Genomic DNA, 19,252 nt, shown 5'->3' with positions numbered 1-19,252 from the left:
TAAATTTTCAGAAATGTCATTTGCAAAGGTCTACCCTTTATATTTAGCAAAAGTGGAAAGAAAGGGCCGTAATAAAGCGGAATTAGATGAAATAATAGAGTGGTTAACAGGTTATAATAATAGTGACATTGAAAGAAGTATTAAAATGCATGTAAAGTTTCAAGATTTTTTTATAGAGGCACCTGCCTTAAATCCTAGTCGCGATTTAATAAGAGGTAAGATTTGTGGTGTTCGTGTGGAGGAGATAGCAGATCCCTTAGAGCGAGAAGTGCGATATTTAGATAAATTGGTAGATGAATTAGCTAAAGGAAAAGATTTGAATAAAATAAAACGACAATAAAAAGCTCTTGGGAGACTCCCAAGAGCTTTTGAGTATGCCAGGCAGGATTCGAACCTGCGACCTACGGTTTAGAAGACCGTTGCTCTATCCAGCTGAGCTACTGGCACATAACTCCATCAGTATATAATATTTCCCAACTAATGTCAAATATATCCTTCGCTTAAAAGTGACTTTGTTCACAAGGTTTTATAACAGTTTTGTTTTTTGATTGATACAGATGTTACACACGTATAATTTGATCGAATTCTTTTGTAATAGTCTGTACAGTTGTAAGACAACTTGCTATTTGTTTTGTGAAAAAATATCGCTTCGTACTTGTATTTATTATGTGAGGGTGGTATCTTTAATTAGAGAGGTTATTGTAACAGTTTTTAAATTGTGTAATAATCAAAAAATATAAGAGAGGATTGTGGACTTATGGCACAAGCTAAAGCAACAGTTAAAATTGAAGAGTTATTACGTCCAGATAATTTTGATTTTTCAACTGTACAGATTATGGATGAAGAAGGAAAGATTGTAAATGAGGCCTTATTAGGTGATATTACCGATGAGGACATGGTTAAGTTTATGGAGGAAATGGTATGGGCGCGCGAACTTTTTGAGCGTTCAACAGCCTTAAACCGCCAAGGTCGTTTAGGTTTCTATGCTCCTACTTCCGGTCAAGAAGCTTCACAATTAGGGACCGTTTTGGCAACAGAAAAAGAAGATTTTCTTTTGCCAGGATATCGAGATGTTCCACAATTAATTAAACATGGTTTACCATTAGAGAAAGCCTTCTTATGGTCTAAAGGCCATGTTGCAGGTAATGATTACCCAGAAGATCTAAAAGCTTATCCTCCTCAGATTATTATCGGAGCACAGTATGTTCAGACTGCAGGAGTGGCTCTTGGAATCAAGAAGAATGAGCGTCAAGCCATTGCGATGACGTGGACTGGTGATGGAGGTTCTTCTCAAGGAGATTTCTATGAAGGGATTAACTTTGCAGGAGCATTTAAAGCACCCGCGATTTTCGTTGTTCAAAATAATGGCTGGGCTATTTCGACTCCACGTGAACTTCAATCTGCAGCTCCAACTTTAGCTCAAAAAGCAGTGGCAGCCGGTATTCCTGGTATTCAAGTAGATGGAATGGATATTTTAGCAGTATATGCGATTACTAAAGCGGCCCGTGAATATGCCGTAGCAGGGAATGGTCCGGTCTTGATCGAAACACTTTGCTATCGTTATGGTCCACATACGCTTTCTGGTGATGACCCTAAGCGTTACCAACCAGAAGGAATCCAAGATGAATGGCGCGCTAAAGATCCATTGATCCGTTTACGTAAATATTTAACCGCAAAAGGTTTATGGGATGAAGAGAAAGAAGCAGCCATTGTTCAAAAGACTAAGGATGAAGTGAAGGAAGCGATTAAGGCAGCAGACCAAGTGCCAAAACAAAAAGTTTCTGAATTCTTGAAGAATATGTACGAAACACCAGATTTCGTCACTCAAGAACAAATCAATAAATTTGAAGCAAAGGAGAATAAATAATTATGGCCAATATGACAATGATTGAAGCAATTACAAATGCTTTAGCAAATGAATTGCGGACAAATGATCGAACTTTAGTTTTTGGAGAAGACGTTGGAAAGAATGGTGGAGTTTTCCGTGCGACTCAAGGGCTACAAGAAGAGTTTGGTGCAGACCGTGTAATGGATACTCCTTTAGCTGAGTCAGGGATTGGTGGGCTATCAATAGGTTTAGCATTAGAAGGTTTCCGTCCCATTCCTGAAATTCAATTTAATGGATTTATTTTTGAAGTGATGGATTCGGTGGTAGGTCAAGCCGCTCGTACGCGCTATCGTATGGGAGGAACTCGCAACCTTCCGATTACTTTCCGTGCTCCTTTTGGAGGAGGCGTTCATACTCCTGAGTTACATGCTGACTCATTGGAAGGTTTGTTAGCTCAATCACCTGGAATTAAAGTGGTAATTCCTTCAAATCCTTATGATGCTAAGGGATTATTAATTTCAGCCGTTCGTGACAATGATCCTGTTTATTTCTTAGAGCATATGAAACTATATCGCTCTTTCCGTGAAGACGTTCCAGAAGAAGAATATACAGTACCATTAGGTAAAGCAAAGATTGTAAAAGAAGGAACAGATGTTACGTTAATTGCATATGGTGCCATGGTGCAGGAATCTGTGAAAGCTGCAGATACCTTAGCTAAAGAAGGGGTCTCTGCAGAGGTATTAGATCTTCGGACGGTTCAACCTTTGGATATCGAAACAATTGTGGCTTCAGTTGAGAAAACAGGCAAAGTAGTCATGGTTCAAGAAGCGCAACGTCAAGCAGGAATTGGAAGTAAAGTGATTGCTGAAATCTCTGAACGCTCAATTCTTTCCTTAACGGCTCCAATTGGTTTTGTTGCAGCGCCTGATACGGTCTTTCCATTTGGAATGGCAGAGAAAGATTGGTTACCATCAGCTGACGATATTGTAGCTAAAGTAAAAGAATTAGAAGAATTTTAAAGAGTAGGATGACAATCAGGACAAGGGCTAAGCGCCCTGTCCTGTATCCTAATGAAATCAATGATATAAAGGAGAGTAAATGTATGGCATTCCAATTTAAACTACCTGCCCTCGGAGAAGGGATTATGGAAGGCGAGATCGTTTCTTGGGCTGTAAAAGAAGGCGATCAAGTGAACGAAGATGAAACGTTAGTCGAAGTGCAAAATGATAAATCGGTAGAGGAACTTCCTTCTCCCGTTTCAGGAAAAGTTAAGAAGATCCATGTGGAAGCAGGACAAGTTGCTACACTTGGTCAAGTTATTGTCGAAATAGAGGCTCCAGGTTATGAAAATGAAGAGGCTCCTGAAGTGGAAGAAACACCTGCCGCACCAGCTGGCGAGCCTTCTGAATCAGTAGTAGCAGAAGCAAAAGAAACCAAAAATACTGGAGGCTTCTTCCAATTCAAATTACCAGCATTAGGGGAAGGAATTATGGAAGGCGAAATTGTTTCTTGGGCTGTAAAAGAAGGCGATACAATCAAAGAAGATGATACTTTGGTTGAGATTCAAAACGATAAGTCTGTTGAAGAACTACCTTCTCCGGTTTCTGGTGAAATCAAAAAAATTCATGTGCCTGCTGGACAAATTGCTCAATTAGGCCAAGTGATTGTAGACATTGATTCTCCAGACCATAATGGTTCTTCAGAAGAAGAAGGAGAGGCGATTGCTAATTCCTTTGATGATGCAGCTGCTCCTGCTGAGAAGAATCCGACTGAAACCGTTTCTGTAGTAGACACCGCTCCAAGTCAAGGGCTTTCTGAAGAGGAAGCGGCTAATCGCCGAGTTCTAGCAATGCCTTCTGTTCGTAAATTAGCCCGTGATAACGGAATCGACATCACACGAGTGCCTGGTTCTGGTAAGAATGGACGTATTACAGCGGAAGATGTTCAAAACTTTAATCCATCTGCTTCTTCAGTAACAGAAGACTCTCGTCAAACTTCCGAAACAGAAACAAATAATCAAAAGGTTGAAGCAACTCCTTCTGTTCAAGCCGATGGAGAGACCAGCATGTCAGCGCAAAGCCAAGCAGTTGTTAAACCGTTTGTTTCTTCACAAGCGGAACGAGAAGAACGAGTTGCTTTATCAGGAACTCGTGCAGCGATTGCGAAAGCAATGGTTAACTCTAAACATACGGCACCACATGTAACCTTATTTGATGAGGTAGAAGTTTCTAAATTGTGGGATCACCGTAAGAAATATAAGGAAATTGCAGCCGAGAATAATGTTAAATTAACCTTCTTACCTTATGTGGTTAAGGCTTTGATAGCAGCTGCTAAGAAGTATCCAGTTATTAATGCTACAATTGATGATCTTTCTAGTGAAATTGTTTACAAAAACTATTATAATGTAGGTATTGCTACAGATACTGATCGGGGTCTATACGTACCAAACATTAAAGATGCTAATACTAAGAATATGTTCCAAATAGCTAACGAGATTGTGGAGTTATCAGGTAAGGCGCATGATGGATCGTTACCTATGTCAGAAATGTCAGAAGGAACTATCACAATTTCAAATATTGGTTCTGCTGGAGGTAAGTGGTTTAGTCCAATCATTAATCATCCAGAAGTTGCAATTTTAGGATTTGGCTCTATTGTTCAACAACCCATTGTAAATGAAAAGGGTGAATTGGCTGTAGGACGTGTATGTAAGTTATCTTTAAGCTTCGACCACCGAATTGTAGATGGAGCAACTGCCCAAAGAGCGTTAAATGAAGTTAAGCGCTTCTTAGCAGATCCAGAACTATTATTAATGGAAGGATAGTGATCAAATGGTAGTTGGAGACTTCGCCGTTGAATTAGATACAGTTGTTATTGGAGCAGGACCTGGAGGATATGTTGCTGCTATTCGTGCCGCTCAGCTTGGTCAAAAAGTGGCGATTGTGGAGAAAGAATATTTTGGAGGCGTTTGTTTAAACGTTGGTTGTATTCCGTCTAAAGCATTGATTCAAGCAGGTCATGTGTACCATCAATCAAAACATCCAGAAACTTTTGGAATTTCGACTCAAGGTGTTGAAATTGATTGGGAAAAAACTCAAGACTGGAAGCAAAATCAAGTCGTTGCTAAAATGACTTCAGGAGTTGAAATGCTTCTTAAGAAGAACAAAGTGGAAATTCTTAAAGGAGAAGCTTTCTTCTCTGATAAGGATACTATCCGAGTGGTAGATGGAGAGAATGCTCAAACATACACTTTTAAAAATGCAATTGTAGCAACAGGATCTCGTCCTATTCAAATTAAAGGTTTTGAATTTGGCGGCCGAATTATTGATTCGACTGGCGGATTAAACTTACCAGAGATTCCAAAAGATTTTGTAGTAATCGGTGGAGGAATTATCGGTTCTGAACTTGGTTCTGTTTACGCAAACCTAGGTTCAAAAGTAACGATCTTAGAAGGTTCAAAACAATTTATTCCTTCATTTGAGAAAGATATGGCTCGCTTAGTTGAGAAAGATTTCAAAGATAAGGGAGCAACAATTGTAACTAATGCAATGGCTAAGAGCGCTGAAACAAAAGGCGATCGTGTGGTTGTTACTTATGAGCATAAAGGTGAAGAAAAGACTGTAGAAGCAGACTATGTAATGGTAACGGTTGGACGTCGACCAAACACTGATAACTGTGGATTAGAACAAGCAGGTGTTGAATTAGATGAACGTGGACTTGTTAAAGTGGATAAACAAGGACGTACTTCTAATCCAAATATCTTTGCGATCGGTGATATTGTTCCAGGTGCAATGTTAGCTCACAAGGCTTCATTTGAAGCGAAGGTAGCTGCATCTGCGATTTCAGGTGGTAAAGATGAAGTCGATTATAAAGCAATGCCATCTGTATGTTATACTGATCCTGAGTTAGCTTCCGCTGGACACACAAAAGAGACAGCTAAAGAAGCTGGTTTAGAGGTGACAGTGACTAAATTCCCATTTGGAGGAAATGGTCGTGCAGTAGCTCTTGATTCTTATAGCGGATTTGTTCGATTAGTTACTACAAAAGACGACAATGTGATTGTAGGGGCTCAAGTAGCGGGGCCAAGTGCATCCGATGTACTGGCTGAGATCACTTTAGCAATTGAAGCAGGAATGAATGCAGAAGATATTGCTTTAACAGTTCATGCTCATCCAACTTTATCAGAAGCAACAATGGATGCAGCAGAAGCTGCGCTCGGCTTGCCAATTCATATGTAATATCAAGAATTATTATTTATAATACAAAAAACGATCGCTCCCAACATGGAGCGGTCGTTTTTGTGTGTTTAAAAGATTTACGTATTCACAGAAAAAGTTGGAATTAAGCGGAAGTGATTGGTTAATCATCCTCCTCTTCTGCATCCTCTCCTTCATCGTCGTTCTGCATTTCGTTTGCATCATCATCTTCTTCTGCGATATCTCCATTATCATCGTTTTGCATCATTTCATTTACATCATTATTTTCTTCCATATCATCGTTTTCTTCGTTTTTCGCTTCCTGCTGTTCAATAGGAGTTGCCTCCTCCTTATCTGTTGTATCATTTCCAACTGAATTTCCGCAACCCGCTAAGATAAACATTCCCGTAAATAATAGTAATACTTTTTTCATAAATTAGTCTCCTTGCTTTCTATTTATGTTTTCTTAATTACTAGGAATTATATAATAAGTAAGAAGTTTTGCAATTAATACGCATAGCATAAATAGATAGCTAAATAATCAGTTGAAATCATAAAGACAAAGAACATCTTGTGCTAGCGATAGTCATTTTCTATTCTGAATCAAATAAAGGAATATCGTGTTTGTTTCTTTCGAAGGGTGCTAATGGTTGAAGGATTAGATTCTTTATAATATTTCCTCTAGAATGAGTGACTGCCTTTTATGGAGTTTTAATCGTGTTTCATTTTGAAAGCTCTTTTGCGAAAACGCACTTTATTAATGTTTTTTTATTATAAACAATAGGTTATGGAAGTCACTGAATGATAGGAGTATAATAGAAGTTAAAGAAAGGGTTTTCAAATCATTTGCAGATGCATTGATGCTAAGAGTAAATAAGGTCTTTTTACTAATAAGGAATTTATAAAATGACTTCACATGATGGAAGAGTATGATTTATTAACTTATACGGTAGAATAGGGGGTTTTGGATGATTACAGAGGTCTTGAAGCAGCACTGGAAACAAAACTTATTTATTATAATGTTATATGGTGTGAGAGCATATGCTATTATTCGGTCAACTGTTCTCTTAACAGATATCATGAATGCCTTATTTTTTGCTGAGTATGATCGCTTCCTAAATGCCTTTATTTATTGTGTTTTGTGGATGGGAATATCGATCATTTTAAATTTTATTGCAGCAGTTTATATTGAAGGAGTGAAGCAATCACAAATTAACCAGCTCAGATCGAATATTTTGACGCAATTAGCTCATTATAAATATTCACAATTTAATCAGCGTCCGGTGGGTGACTATGTTTCATGGCTGAGCAATGATATGGCAGTGGTTGAAACTCAGTGCTTTGACCGTTTGTATGGCATGATTTCTTCGGGTGCTTTATTAATTTTTGGTGCTATAGCCATATGGTCTTATCATTGGTTACTAATGCTGGTGACTTTAATATTTGCTTTGATTATGACCGTAATTCCAAAGTTTTTTAAAAAGGGATTGGCCGATGCGAATAAGGAAGTTTCCAATCAGAATGAATATACTACAGCCAAGGCTTCTGAATGGTTGGGTGGTTTTAATACGTTGTATGTGCTCAACAGTCAAAATTTGATTGAAAAATTTCTGATGCCCTTTTTTGGTTTGTTGAAAAATAGTAAGGTTCATTTGGAGAAGAAGAGGGCCACGATGGATGCCTGGGTTCAAGTGGCTGCAGTTGTATTTCAATATGCAATTATCTTTGGTTGTGGGTTATTAATCATTGGAGGTGCATTGACAGCAGGTTCCATCTTCTCTATTGGGGATTTGACTGGGAATTTTTTTGGAAATACTAACTATGTCATCAATCAGTTGGCTGGGTTCAATGCTGTGTTGAAATTGTTCGATAAAGTTGAAGAGGTTGAGGAAGTATCTGAAGAGAAAGAAATCACTACACCTCCATTAACAGGAATAGACTTAGAGTTACAAAATCTTTCATACCACTTTGGTGATCGTCAATTGACCTATCCTGATATGAGCTTTAAAGCAGGTGGCAAATATGCGTTGATCGGACCAAGTGGGAGTGGGAAGTCAACCTTATTCAAAATATTACTGCGGCAATTGCCGGATTATCAAGGCTCTATTCGGTTGAATGGACAGGAGTTGAAACAGATTCCTGAGCGAGAGTTATATCAATGCCTGGCCTATGTCCCTCAGAAAACTTATCTCTTTAATTTAGATATTCGAGCGAATATATTATTAGAACGAGATTATCAAGCTGAATACTATCAAGAGCTAATTCAAGTGATGCAGTTAGAAGAGTTGATAAAAGTTATGGAGGCAAAGGAAGAAACGGTCGGACAAGAAGGATCGCGAATTTCAGGCGGACAAGGGCAAAGAGTCGGTTTAGCTCGTGGCTTAGTTCAGAAGGCCCCTATCTTACTAGTCGATGAAGGAACATCCAGTCTTGATCTGAGCTTAAGAGAATCCATTGAGCGTTATCTATTGAATCTTGACCATGCAACGGTGATCTTCATTACACACCATCTGACAGACGATTATGCTCGTCAATTAAATCAGGTTTATCATTTGTAGTAGAAATATGGTGATTCAAATAAGCAAGTGGACAAAGAAACAAACTTTGTTCACTTGCTTTTCTTAGTCTTCAAGGGAGAAATCGCTACCAAAAAAGTCAATGAGATCTTGTCGGTGACTTTGAAAATAATATTTAGTATCAAAATGTTCAAAAATACTCAAAGCTTTGGCACATTTTCTCTTTCCTATTGCTGTATTGCCAATCTTAATGAGATAAATTCCTTCTAAAAAGTTTAATCGGTTCATATCGAAGAAAAAAACAGTGTTAGTGAGATTTTTTTTTGCTAATGATATTAGGTTAGGAACTATATTCAGCTTATCGATTTCTAACAAGTGAAATATTACATTGCAATATAAAACCGTTTCGATATTTTGGTTTAAAAGTAAACGTGAAAATTTCTTTGCTTTTATAGAGGCATCTTTAATCAAATTTTCTATGAAAGAAATAGATAAGAATTCTAGATAATTGTTAAATAGACAAAGCTCATAGAAAGCCCAATCCTCGCAGTCAAAAAGATAATCACTGATTTCTTTACTAAGTTCTTGATTAACGGGTTGGTTTTTCATTTTTAAAATATTTTGTTGTAATATATTTATGTTATGCAAATGTCGAATATTTTTATCTCTATTGTAAAGATTTTTTTCTTGGAAAATTAAATCTTTCATAGTTTGACCTTTTTTTTCAGCAATTGCTGCTTCTAATTGACTTAAAAATTTTCCCTGACTAAATTGTGCTTGTTGATTATGATAGACCATAAATTCGTTTATAGAGACATTCATTCGTTCGAGCAGTTCAATAAAAACTGGCACAGTAATGGAGTGAATATTTCGTTCGAACTTTGATAATTGTTGGGGTGAAATAATATTATCTGAAAGTTGATTCAGTGTTAAATGTTTACCCTTTCTTAAAAGTTGAAAACTTGTACCATAATTATCCATATTTAAACTCCTTGTTATCGTTTTCATTGTTTAATGTTATTAAATCTACAACATACGCTAAAAATATTATTACGATGAAAGGTTTGCATATAATTGAAATATAAAGAGGGGGAAATCAGTAATGAAGTTTATGTAGAAAAGTTTGAAAAATGATAATGACGGTTTTGTCTATCATATTTGGGTGTCTAACAATTCTGAAAGTGTTAATCGGGAATTATAATGAGTTGCGTATTTGGACTAGATTGTTCTTGCGAAGAGCAGAACCTTGACCATATAAAAGCTTATCATTTCTAAGTTTTTTCTTCAATCAGTGATTAATGTTATTTAACTATATATAGGTGGCTGTTTATATAAGCTAGATCAAAAATAATAAATGATTCAAGGATATAGAAACTTTTGAAATTTGAAGAATAAATACTCGGGAGGGAACAGGGACTGATGAAAGAGCTTTTGAAGAAACATCGTTTTATTTATTTTTTAACAATTGTGATGAGTGTTATTTCATCTTTTTTAATGGCATATTTTGCAGTGAGACTTGGAAAGGTCATTGATGCGGTTGTTAATAATGAAGGGGATTTAAAACGGGCGATTATCTCATGTTTAGTGATTATTACGGGTTGGTTTATAGTAGTTATCTTGTTTTCTTTTTTGAAATCGACATATATTGCTAATGTGTTAAAAGATGCGAAAGATGAAATGTATCATGCTCTCTATCGTAAAAACTTAAATGATTACTGGGCCCATACATCTGAATATTACCTCAATCTATTTACCAAGAATATTGATATCTTCACAGAGAATTATTTGAGTCCTAAATGCGATATTGTCTCCAATGTAATTTCAGCTGTGGTGAGTATCGGGTTTATTTTCTTAATTAATTGGAAATTGGGGGCGGCGTTTGTTGGAGTAACAGTTCTGACGATCATGTTATCACAATTGCCAGGTGTGATTATGGCGAGGAAGACGGTTTCCTTTTCTAAACAGAATGAATCCTACTTACAAGCGGTGACCAATCAGCTTCATGGTTTTGAGCAAATCAAGTTATTAAATGTATCGGATTTATTCTTAACCGATTATCTTGAGAAAGATCAAAACTTTGAGAAGAGTCGGAAATCATTCCTTTTTGCTTCATGGTTTGCAAATAACTTGGGGATCTTTTTCAGTTTCTTTGCCCAGTTATTATGTATGTCAATTGGTATTTGGTTTGTCATGCAAGGTGAAATTACCATCGGTTTACTAATTTCTGCTATCAACTTATTAAATGGGGTTTTCAATCCGGTTCAAATGTTTGCCCACAATAAAAATTTAATGGGGACAGTTGGTGAATTGCGTGAGGGTTTCAACCAGTTGCTAGATACCAAAACGGCTAAAGGTTGCGAAATCAGTGAGCCCATTCATGAAATTAGCATTGCTCATTTAGACTTAAAGTATTCTGAAGAAAAAATTGTTTTTGAAGACTTTAATTATTGTTTTGAGCAAGGGAAAAAATATGCGATTATTGGGGAGTCAGGCCGTGGAAAATCGACCTTGATGAAATTAGTGATGAAATATTATCCAAGTTCAGCCTATAATGGGAGCATCAGAATTAATGGCATTGATTTGGATCGAATTAAGAGTGAATCGTTGTATCAGCGAGTGGCCTTAATTCAAAAAAATGATTTCTTGATTTCGGGATCAGTCATGGATAATGTTCGGATGCACCGACAAAATTTGATTGATACCACGATTTTAGAGCAATTGAATCTATCGTCAAAATTATTGGAGAAGTCTATTGAAGCTTCAAGTCGCAATGTCATCTCAAGTGGTGAGAAACAACGTGTAGACATTGCTCGCTTCATGATCAGTCCTTATGATGTTCTGATCTTTGATGAGCCGACTAGTAATTTGGACAGCGCGACACAGTCCATGATTTTTGATATGATCTTTAAGCTTCAAAATAAAATGGTCATTGTGATCACCCATACGCGTGATCCCAAGATTTTATCGCAATTCGATGAAGTTTTAAATTTAGATGAAATAAGACAGAAGGAACAAGCGATTTAAATTGTTAATAATCGATAGGCATCCTATTGCTACCTTGCTTTAAGCATCTTGTTTTATTATGAGATGATTAAAGTAAGGTAGTTTTTTTGTAGATAGCTTTAAATAATGAGTGATCATGAAATGCTCTCGATTAATATTCAAAGAGGATTAAGCATAATCCAAGACTTTTATTACAATTTGATGTGGAAAACGTTTTAAAATTCGAAATGTTTTTGCATTCAGACTTAAATGGATTATATTAGAAGAGACACTGGTTAATTTTCGGAAAGGGGTATAGGATGTCGAACTACACATATCCAATTGATTATGAAGCGTGGTCAACGATTGAAATTGCACAAGTCGTTGATTTCTTTGCAGCGATTGAAACGGCCTATGAGCAGGGGATTTCTAACGCTACTTTTAAAGATAAATATCGCACTTTCAAAGGAATCGTGACGTCTAAGAGTGAGGAAAAGCAATTGGATCGTGACTTTATGGCTATTTCCGGTTATTCCATTTACCGCACTGTTCAGAAAGCTCAAACTTTGAAAGATTCTCAAGTGTTAACTATGCCATAGGAGGGACCAAATGGATTATCAATTACACAATCGTGTCTTAACGTGGTTACAGATTGCGGGGAATTCGCTGAGGCAATCTTTCAATCGAACGATTCAAGTGAGCGAGAAGACGAGTCCGCGTGACTTAGTGACTGAAATGGATCAGGCAACGCAGGATTATTTAGTCCAACAAATTCAAACCTACTATCCAGATCATCAGATTTTAGGAGAAGAGGAACAGGCTGATCGTGTGAATGGAACCGAAGGTATGCTTTGGATCATTGATCCGATTGATGGAACCTTGAATTTTGTTAAACAACAGCGTTTTTTTGGGATTATGATAGGGATCTATCAAGAGGGACAACCTATTGCTGGTTATATCTATGATGTGATGCAGGATGATCTATATTATGGGATTGTCAATGATGGGGTCTATCACAATCAAGTGCCTTTGGATCCACTTCCAATTGAAAGCTTAGCAGATAGCCTGATTGTGGGAAATGTTCATTTATTTGTTAATAATGATTTTAACGCCCGAGCTCTATTAGAGCAGTCATTGGGAGTACGTTCCTATGGTTGTTCAGCCTATGAAATGATCGCTGTGATTCGGGGAGAAGCAGGTCTATATCTATCAGCAGGCCTATGTCCTTGGGACTTTGCTGCTGGTTATGCGATTTTAACTGCGATGGGGTACGCTGCCAGTCAACCAGACGGTCAAGCCTTATCACTGCTCGAACGATGTCCTGGAGTTTTCGCTCATCCTACTGTCTATCAAGAAGCAATGCAACTGATGAACCCGTAAAAGAATTAGGAGAAAAATTTAATGAATATACGTAACAATTTAAGAAATATCGCAATTATCGCCCACGTTGACCATGGCAAGACCTCACTTGTTAACGAACTCTTACAACAATCTGATACTTTAGACGAGCGAACTCACCTTGATGATCGAGCGATGGACCGTAACGATATTGAGCGTGAACGTGGAATCACGATTCTAGCGAAGAACACAGCCGTTAACTATAAGGGAAATCGTATTAATATTATGGATACCCCAGGGCATGCGGACTTTGGTGGTGAAGTAGAACGAATCATGAAGATGGTCGATGGTGTTATCTTAGTAGTGGATGCCTACGAAGGAACAATGCCACAAACTCGTTTTGTCTTGAAAAAAGCCCTTGAAGAAGGCAAAGTTCCCTTGGTAGTTGTGAATAAGATTGATAAACCATCTGCTCGTCCTGAAGGTGTTGTGGATCAAGTCTTAGACTTATTAATCGAATTAGGTGCTGATGAAGATCAGATGGAATTTCCTGTTGTTTATGCTTCAGCCATTAATGGAACTTCTTCATTATCACCAGATCCGGCAGATCAAGAGAATACAATGGATCACATTTTTGATATGGTGATGGAGCATGTGCCGGCTCCGATTGATAATTCAGAGGAACCGTTACAATTCCAAGTGACGATGTTAGATTATAACGAATTTGTGGGACGTATTGGAATCGGACGTGTTTTCCGTGGTAAGATTAAAATTGGTGATCAAGTCACCGTTATAAAAACGGATGGCTCTAAGAAGAATTTTCGTGTCACAAAATTATTTGGTTTCCTTGGCTTGGATCGAATTGAGATTACTGAAGCACAAGCAGGGGATTTGATTGCGATTTCAGGAATGGATGATATTTTTGTGGGTGAAACAATCGCATCAGCGAGTCAACCGGATGCCATGCCTCTCTTACATATTGATGAGCCAACCTTAGAGATGAACTTTTTAACCAATAACTCACCATTTGCGGGGCGTGAAGGTAAGTATGTGACAGCTCGTAACTTGCAAGACCGTTTGATGCAAGAATTGCACACCGATGTATCGATTGATGTTCAACCAACTGATTCACCCGATACTTTTAAAGTGGCGGGGCGCGGTGAATTACATCTATCAATCTTAATTGAAAATATGCGTCGCCAAGGTTATGAATTCCAAGTTTCTCGACCGCAAGTAATTGTTCGCGAGATTGATGGGGTGAAATCTGAGCCGTTTGAGCGTTTATTAATTGATACTCCTGAAGAATATATGGGAGGGATTATTGAAGCGATGGGTCATCGTCGAGGTGAGATGGCGGATATGGTTAATACAGGTAATGGTCAGATGCGTCTAGTGTTCTCAGTGCCAGCACGTGGTTTAATTGGTTTTGCGACGGAATTTATGACCTTAACTCATGGATACGGGATTATGAACCATTCCTTTGATGAGTATCGCCCATATATTAATGCAGAGCTCGGTCAACGTCGCAATGGGACGTTGGTATCGATTGATAGTGGTCAGGCAACAACCTACTCTATTATGAATTTAGAAGATCGTGGAACGATCTTTGTAGAACCTGGAACTGAAGTGTATGCTGGAATGATTGTCGGAGAACATAGTCGTGAGAATGACTTAACGGTTAACATTACGCGCGCGAAACAATTAACCAATGTCCGTTCTGCTAACAAGGATCAAACTTCGGTTATCAAGACGCCGCGTAAGATGACTTTAGAAGAAGCGATTCAATTCATGGCGGATGACGAGTATTGTGAAGTAACACCAGAATCGATTCGTTTGCGTAAACGAATTCTAGATAAATCAACTCGGGAAAAATCAAAGAAAAAATAAAATAGTAGCTATTAACTAAACCAGCTTTGTGGCCATAGGTCATGGAGGTGGTTTTTTGAAACGCTTTTATCAAAAGATAGTTAGTTAATGCACACTTGAACATAATCATTATTTTTCACAAAGGGATTCGTAAGAGATCAGTCTTTTGCCAATAGCTTTCATAAAGTCGAGCATATTGTTTTGAAAGAGTAAATAGCAATGTTAAGATGATTATAAGATCAAGTATTTAGGAGGAATCATCATGACTTTTGAATTACCAAAATTACCGTATGCTTACGATGCTTTAGAACCAGCAATTGATAAAGAAACAATGGAAATCCATCACACGAAGCACCATAATACCTACGTTGAAAAATTGAATGCAGCAGTGGAAGGTACTGAATTTGCTGATAAGGAAATTGATCAGTTAATCGCCAACTTAAATGAAGTACCGGAAGACATTCGAACAACTGTCCGTAATAACGGTGGGGGACATCTAAATCATTCTATTTTCTGGGAATTATTGCAAAGTCCGAGTGATCAGAATGCACCAAGTGGTGAATTAGCGGAAAAGATCAATGAAACTTTTGGTTCATTTGAGAAATTCCAAGAAGAATTTACTGCAGCTGCAACAGGTCAATTTGGTTCCGGTTGGGCTTGGTTGGTGAAAGAGGGTGACCAACTTAAAGTAGTTGGAACTCCTAATCAAGATAATCCGATTACGGACGGCTTAACACCTTTACTAGGGGTGGATGTTTGGGAGCATGCTTATTATCTAAAATATCAAAATAAACGTCCTGAGTATGTTAAAGCATTCTGGTCTGTTATCAATTGGGATAAGGTAGCGGAGCGTTACGCTGCTTAAAAAAATATATAAGAAGATGACCTGTATTTTTACAGGTCATCTTTTTTGTTCTCTACATACCCACTGAGATATGGTTATGTTATAATAATTGCAGTTTATAAAGGGGGTTCTTATGGCTAATAATTTTAGAACAATACCCCGTTCTAGTGACGGTAATCAATTCCAGAAAATGGAGGAAGAACAAAAGACGACTTGGATTCAAAAGATTTTTAGGAATAGACAATTAATGGGTCTAGGGGATCCGCTTATTTTTATTATGAGTCTTTTATTATTGATTTTTTCTGCTATGATGGTTTTTTCTGCGACTATTTATGAAGATCCGATGGGCTTTATGTTAAAACAAGTCGGTTCAATGATAGTGGGGATGGTCGTGGTTGCGATGATTCGTTTGGTACCACTTGATTGGTTTTTGAGTATCCGATTGATGAATGTAGTGTTGGTTGTGGTGCTGATATTAATTGGCTTGACTGCCGTTCTTGGGCAGGAAGCGGGTGGAGCGACTTCATGGCTTGCACTCTCAGGGGTGAATTTTCAACCTTCTGAGTTATTTAAATTGGTTGTGGTTCTTGTCATAGCTCGGATAATCGCTCAATTTTCGCGGACCTATTTGATTAAACTTGAGACGAGTCCAATTTGGCGTTATTATTTCCCGATTGCTTGTATGCTTCTTTCCTTGCTGTTGATTGTTTTACAGCCAGATTTTGGTGGAGCTATGATCATCATTGGGACAACGGTCGCTATGCTAATGGTTTTTTGGTTTGCGCCTATTAATAATCTAAAGTTGATAGGCTTGGGACTCATTGTTTATGTATTGGCTATTTTCTTAACCAATTATTTTTCGGACTTTTTAGTGAATTCTAACTATCATGCATTTGAGCGCTTTGGTTCCTTTGTTAATCCGTTTAACTACGCGCAAAGTACGGGCTATCAAATTATTAATAGTTATCTAGCCTTTAGTAGGGGTGGATTATGGGGAGTGGGTCTAGGACAAGGCCAAATTAAAGCAAATTTACCTGCGGCTCATACGGATTTTATTCTTGCAGTTGTGGCGGAAGAATTTGGACTATTAGGTGTAGTCGTTGTGGTTGGCTTGCTCTTAGCTTTGATTTTTCATTTACTTAGAACAGCAGCGACTATGAATATCCGATTCCATCGTATTTGCTTAACTGGTTTTGCGATTTTATTGCTCTTACAAATGTTTGTAAATGTGGGAGGTTTGTCGGGGCTAATCCCACTAACAGGGGTGACCTTGCCTTTTATCTCTTATGGTGGTTCGAGTATGATTATCAACTTGATGATGATCGGAATTGTGCAAAAGTTAATTGCAGAAGAAAAACAAATGCGAATGAATGCAAGATTAATGAAGACAGATAGGGGAGGGTTGAGATAGGAATGCCTTTTGAAATATTAGAACGTCAATCCATTACAGTTTGGTTGTATACACTTAAGCAGTGGAAACAATTGAGAAAGTTTGGCAACATACATTATATTAGTCACCGAATGAAATATGCAGTTCTTTATGTGAATCAACAAAATTTAGACAAAGTGATAGAAGAATTAGAGAAATTAAATTTTGTAAGAAGCATCGAATTATCTCATCGTAAAGAAATTGATATGACTTTTAAGGATGCAATTCCTAACCGAATTGATCCAGATTTAAAAGAAGCGCTTGAAGAATCAGAAGAAGACTTAGAGGATTTCTTTAAAGGGCTAGCTCAAGAATTGGATGAAAAAAGGATAGATAAAGAGCAGGTGAATTAAATTGCGTGTAGTGGCAGGAGAATATCGCTCGCGACCCATTAAAGCCGTGCCTGGCAAGAACACGCGCCCTACGACTGATAAAATCAAGGAGTCGATGTTTAATTTGTTAGGTTCTTACCTTCCGGTTGGAGGTCGGGTGCTGGATTTTTATGCAGGATCAGGAGCATTAGCGATAGAGGCGGTATCACGAGGAGTTGGTCAAGCTATTCTGTGTGAACAGTATCGTCCGGCGATCGAAACTATAGAAGAAAATATTCGAATGACTCGAGAAGAAGCTAAGTTTATATTGTTAAGAGGGAAAAATCGTTCACGTCTAAAAAGATGGTACGAACAATGTCAACTTAGATTTGATTTAGTCTTTTTAGATCCACCTTACCATTCTGCCCAACTTCAAGAAGATATGGTCTGGCTCAAGGAACAGGGGCTTTTAACTGATGAAGCACTTGTATTATGCGAAAGTGATGACCATCTTGAATTGCCAGGTGAATTTGAAGAGTTTTATTTGCTGAAGCAGAAGTCTTATGGGATCACGACTTTAAGGCTCTATCAATATAAGGGAGTTGAATAATTTGTCTAAAAAAGTGGGGGTGTTTGGAGGGTCTTTTGATCCTTTAACCTATGGACATTTAGATTTAATTGAACGTGCGAGTCAGCTTTTTGACGAAGTTATTGTGCTAATTGCAATGAATACTTCTAAACGGTCAGTTTTTACGCTGGAAGAAAGACAGCAATTAATTAGTGAAGTAACAGGACACTTGGATAATATTAAGATTGACTCGCTAAAAGATGGGTTGATTGCTAATTATTATCAAAAAGTGGGAGCTACGAGTCTCATTAGAGGTGTTCGTTCTGCGCAAGACTTTGAATATGAGTCTAACATTGCCACTGTCAATAAAATGCAGCATTCAGGAATTGAAACAATTCTATTGGTTGCGAATGAAAAGTACCGTTATCTTAGTTCTAGTTTGATTAAAGAAATTGCTTTTTTTAAGGGAGATATTTCCCAGATGGTTCCGCCAAATGTGGAAAAAGCAATCATGGAAAAATTAAAGAAATAAAAATTGCCCTTATATGAGCCCCCCAAACTCTAAATGTAGAGTTTGGGGGCTTTTAATTTAGTTTTGAAACGCATTTGTGTTATAACGGTTTATTTATAAAAAAATAGGCTGAAATGAGGGATAAAGTGAAGAACTATTTTGATTGCCAAGATGAAATAGAGAACAGGTTTTGGCGAAAGGTTGGAATTGGAGCTCTGGGCTTGTTGATTATGCTAGGAATATTTTGGGGTTTTTCGTCTTTGAATCTTCTTTCGTCTTCCAATGTGATTGATCTGGATCAAGAGCTACTTGTCGAAGAAAGTTTGGTTTTAGAAAGTACCGAGATGGATCAAGAGGATAAGGGCGAGTTAGTAATATATGTGGATTTAAAAGGAGCAGTGAAACATCCAGGTGTCTATGCTCTTAACCAAGGTGCCCGTTTGTTTGATGCGATTGAAAAAGCTGGGGGATTTACTGAAGATGCTGGACAGGATGCTTTAAATTTGGCATTGCTTTTAGAAGATCAGATGATGATTGAAGTTTTAACGGTGGATGAAATAAATAATAGAGACAGACTAACTTCTACAGAAAGTGAAGGACTAGTGAGTGATTCTTTACCTACTTATGTTCATTCTGTGAGAGAAGAAGGAAGTGTTCAGAACTCTTTAGTTAATATTAATCGAGCAGATCAGACAGAATTAGAGACTTTACCTAATATAGGTCCTAAGAAAGCATCTGACATTATTGCTTATCGTCAAGAGCAGGGATCGTTTAAGTCGGTAGAAGAATTACAAGAAGTAAGTGGAATTGGTCCCAAAACTTTTGAAACCTTAAAGAGCTTGATCACTGTAGATGAGTAGGTGTGG

General features: G+C 37.7%; 18 protein-coding genes and 1 tRNA gene. 16 read left to right on the top strand and 3 right to left on the bottom strand.

From position 1 onward, the window contains the following. Nucleotides 1-13 precede the first annotated feature (13 nt). Nucleotides 14-340 (top strand): DUF2200 domain-containing protein, encoded by a 327-nt coding sequence (locus HZY91_RS06995; protein WP_197115756.1) that lies wholly within the window; start codon nucleotides 14-16, stop codon nucleotides 338-340. Nucleotides 341-373: 33 nt separating this feature from the next. Here HZY91_RS06995 and HZY91_RS06990 read toward each other — a convergent pair. Beyond that, nucleotides 374-447, bottom strand: a tRNA-Arg gene (locus HZY91_RS06990). Nucleotides 448-757: 310 nt separating this feature from the next. On the opposite strand from HZY91_RS06990, the gene pdhA reads away from it, so the two are divergent. The 4 genes from pdhA to lpdA all read left to right on the top strand — a co-directional run bounded on the left by pdhA (nucleotide 758) and on the right by lpdA (nucleotide 6,063). Continuing rightward, nucleotides 758-1,867 carry a pyruvate dehydrogenase (acetyl-transferring) E1 component subunit alpha gene (gene pdhA, locus HZY91_RS06985; RefSeq protein WP_197115568.1) on the top strand — a complete coding sequence of 370 codons (1,110 nt, stop codon included), beginning with the start codon at nucleotides 758-760 and terminating at the stop codon, nucleotides 1,865-1,867. A gap of 2 nt (nucleotides 1,868-1,869) precedes the next feature. After that, nucleotides 1,870-2,847, top strand: coding sequence for an alpha-ketoacid dehydrogenase subunit beta (locus HZY91_RS06980; protein WP_197115567.1), 978 nt, complete (start codon nucleotides 1,870-1,872; stop codon nucleotides 2,845-2,847). 83 nt (nucleotides 2,848-2,930) lie between these two features. Then, complete coding sequence (locus tag HZY91_RS06975) at nucleotides 2,931-4,649, top strand: dihydrolipoyllysine-residue acetyltransferase (RefSeq protein WP_197115566.1); 1,719 nt, start codon at nucleotides 2,931-2,933, stop codon at nucleotides 4,647-4,649. A gap of 7 nt (nucleotides 4,650-4,656) precedes the next feature. Beyond that, nucleotides 4,657-6,063, top strand: a complete 1,407-nt coding sequence (gene lpdA, locus HZY91_RS06970; RefSeq protein ID WP_197115565.1) for a dihydrolipoyl dehydrogenase — start codon at nucleotides 4,657-4,659, stop codon at nucleotides 6,061-6,063. Nucleotides 6,064-6,184: 121 nt separating this feature from the next. Here the strand turns inward: lpdA and HZY91_RS06965 are convergent, their stop codons facing one another. Next, complete coding sequence (locus HZY91_RS06965) at nucleotides 6,185-6,454, bottom strand: membrane lipoprotein lipid attachment site-containing protein (RefSeq protein ID WP_197115564.1); 270 nt, start codon at nucleotides 6,452-6,454, stop codon at nucleotides 6,185-6,187. A gap of 535 nt (nucleotides 6,455-6,989) precedes the next feature. Here HZY91_RS06965 and HZY91_RS06960 point away from each other — a divergent pair. Beyond that, nucleotides 6,990-8,579 (top strand): ATP-binding cassette domain-containing protein, encoded by a 1,590-nt coding sequence (locus HZY91_RS06960; RefSeq protein WP_197115563.1) that lies wholly within the window; start codon nucleotides 6,990-6,992, stop codon nucleotides 8,577-8,579. 63 nt (nucleotides 8,580-8,642) lie between these two features. On the opposite strand, the gene HZY91_RS06955 is transcribed toward HZY91_RS06960, so the two are convergent. Further along, nucleotides 8,643-9,518 carry a helix-turn-helix domain-containing protein gene (locus HZY91_RS06955; RefSeq protein ID WP_197115562.1) on the bottom strand — a complete coding sequence of 292 codons (876 nt, stop codon included), beginning with the start codon at nucleotides 9,516-9,518 and terminating at the stop codon, nucleotides 8,643-8,645. Nucleotides 9,519-9,956: 438 nt separating this feature from the next. On the opposite strand from HZY91_RS06955, the gene HZY91_RS06950 reads away from it, so the two are divergent. From HZY91_RS06950 to HZY91_RS06905, 10 genes are all read left to right on the top strand, one after another. Beyond that, the gene (locus HZY91_RS06950) at nucleotides 9,957-11,561 is read left to right on the top strand and encodes an ATP-binding cassette domain-containing protein (protein ID WP_197115561.1); all 1,605 of its coding nucleotides are present in this window, start codon (nucleotides 9,957-9,959) and stop codon (nucleotides 11,559-11,561) included. A gap of 278 nt (nucleotides 11,562-11,839) precedes the next feature. After that, on the top strand, nucleotides 11,840-12,118 hold the full coding sequence (locus HZY91_RS06945) for a UPF0223 family protein (protein WP_197115560.1): 279 nt from the start codon (nucleotides 11,840-11,842) through the stop codon (nucleotides 12,116-12,118). A 10-nt stretch (nucleotides 12,119-12,128) separates the two neighbouring features. Then, on the top strand, nucleotides 12,129-12,899 hold the full coding sequence (locus tag HZY91_RS06940) for an inositol monophosphatase family protein (RefSeq protein ID WP_197115559.1): 771 nt from the start codon (nucleotides 12,129-12,131) through the stop codon (nucleotides 12,897-12,899). Between the two features lie 21 nt (nucleotides 12,900-12,920). Then, nucleotides 12,921-14,744 carry a translational GTPase TypA gene (typA, locus tag HZY91_RS06935; RefSeq protein WP_197115558.1) on the top strand — a complete coding sequence of 608 codons (1,824 nt, stop codon included), beginning with the start codon at nucleotides 12,921-12,923 and terminating at the stop codon, nucleotides 14,742-14,744. 241 nt (nucleotides 14,745-14,985) lie between these two features. Further along, on the top strand, nucleotides 14,986-15,588 hold the full coding sequence (locus HZY91_RS06930; protein WP_218957779.1) for a superoxide dismutase: 603 nt from the start codon (nucleotides 14,986-14,988) through the stop codon (nucleotides 15,586-15,588). Nucleotides 15,589-15,700: 112 nt separating this feature from the next. Beyond that, nucleotides 15,701-16,978, top strand: a complete 1,278-nt coding sequence (locus HZY91_RS06925; protein WP_197115557.1) for an FtsW/RodA/SpoVE family cell cycle protein — start codon at nucleotides 15,701-15,703, stop codon at nucleotides 16,976-16,978. A gap of 2 nt (nucleotides 16,979-16,980) precedes the next feature. Then, nucleotides 16,981-17,349 carry a YlbG family protein gene (locus tag HZY91_RS06920; protein ID WP_197115556.1) on the top strand — a complete coding sequence of 123 codons (369 nt, stop codon included), beginning with the start codon at nucleotides 16,981-16,983 and terminating at the stop codon, nucleotides 17,347-17,349. A 10-nt stretch (nucleotides 17,350-17,359) separates the two neighbouring features. After that, nucleotides 17,360-17,917, top strand: coding sequence for a 16S rRNA (guanine(966)-N(2))-methyltransferase RsmD (gene rsmD, locus HZY91_RS06915; RefSeq protein WP_328752422.1), 558 nt, complete (start codon nucleotides 17,360-17,362; stop codon nucleotides 17,915-17,917). Between the two features lies 1 nt (nucleotide 17,918). Beyond that, nucleotides 17,919-18,407 (top strand): pantetheine-phosphate adenylyltransferase, encoded by a 489-nt coding sequence (gene coaD / locus HZY91_RS06910; RefSeq protein WP_197115554.1) that lies wholly within the window; start codon nucleotides 17,919-17,921, stop codon nucleotides 18,405-18,407. 125 nt (nucleotides 18,408-18,532) lie between these two features. Beyond that, entirely contained in the window at nucleotides 18,533-19,246 is a 714-nt protein-coding gene (locus HZY91_RS06905) for a helix-hairpin-helix domain-containing protein (RefSeq protein WP_328752300.1), read from the top strand. Nucleotides 19,247-19,252: the final 6 nt, after the last annotated feature.

This window comes from Facklamia lactis (assembly GCF_015863205.1).
GTDB classification, from domain to species: Bacteria; Bacillota; Bacilli; order Lactobacillales; family Aerococcaceae; genus Facklamia; species Facklamia lactis.
This window is presented reverse-complemented; position numbering and strand designations above follow the sequence as displayed.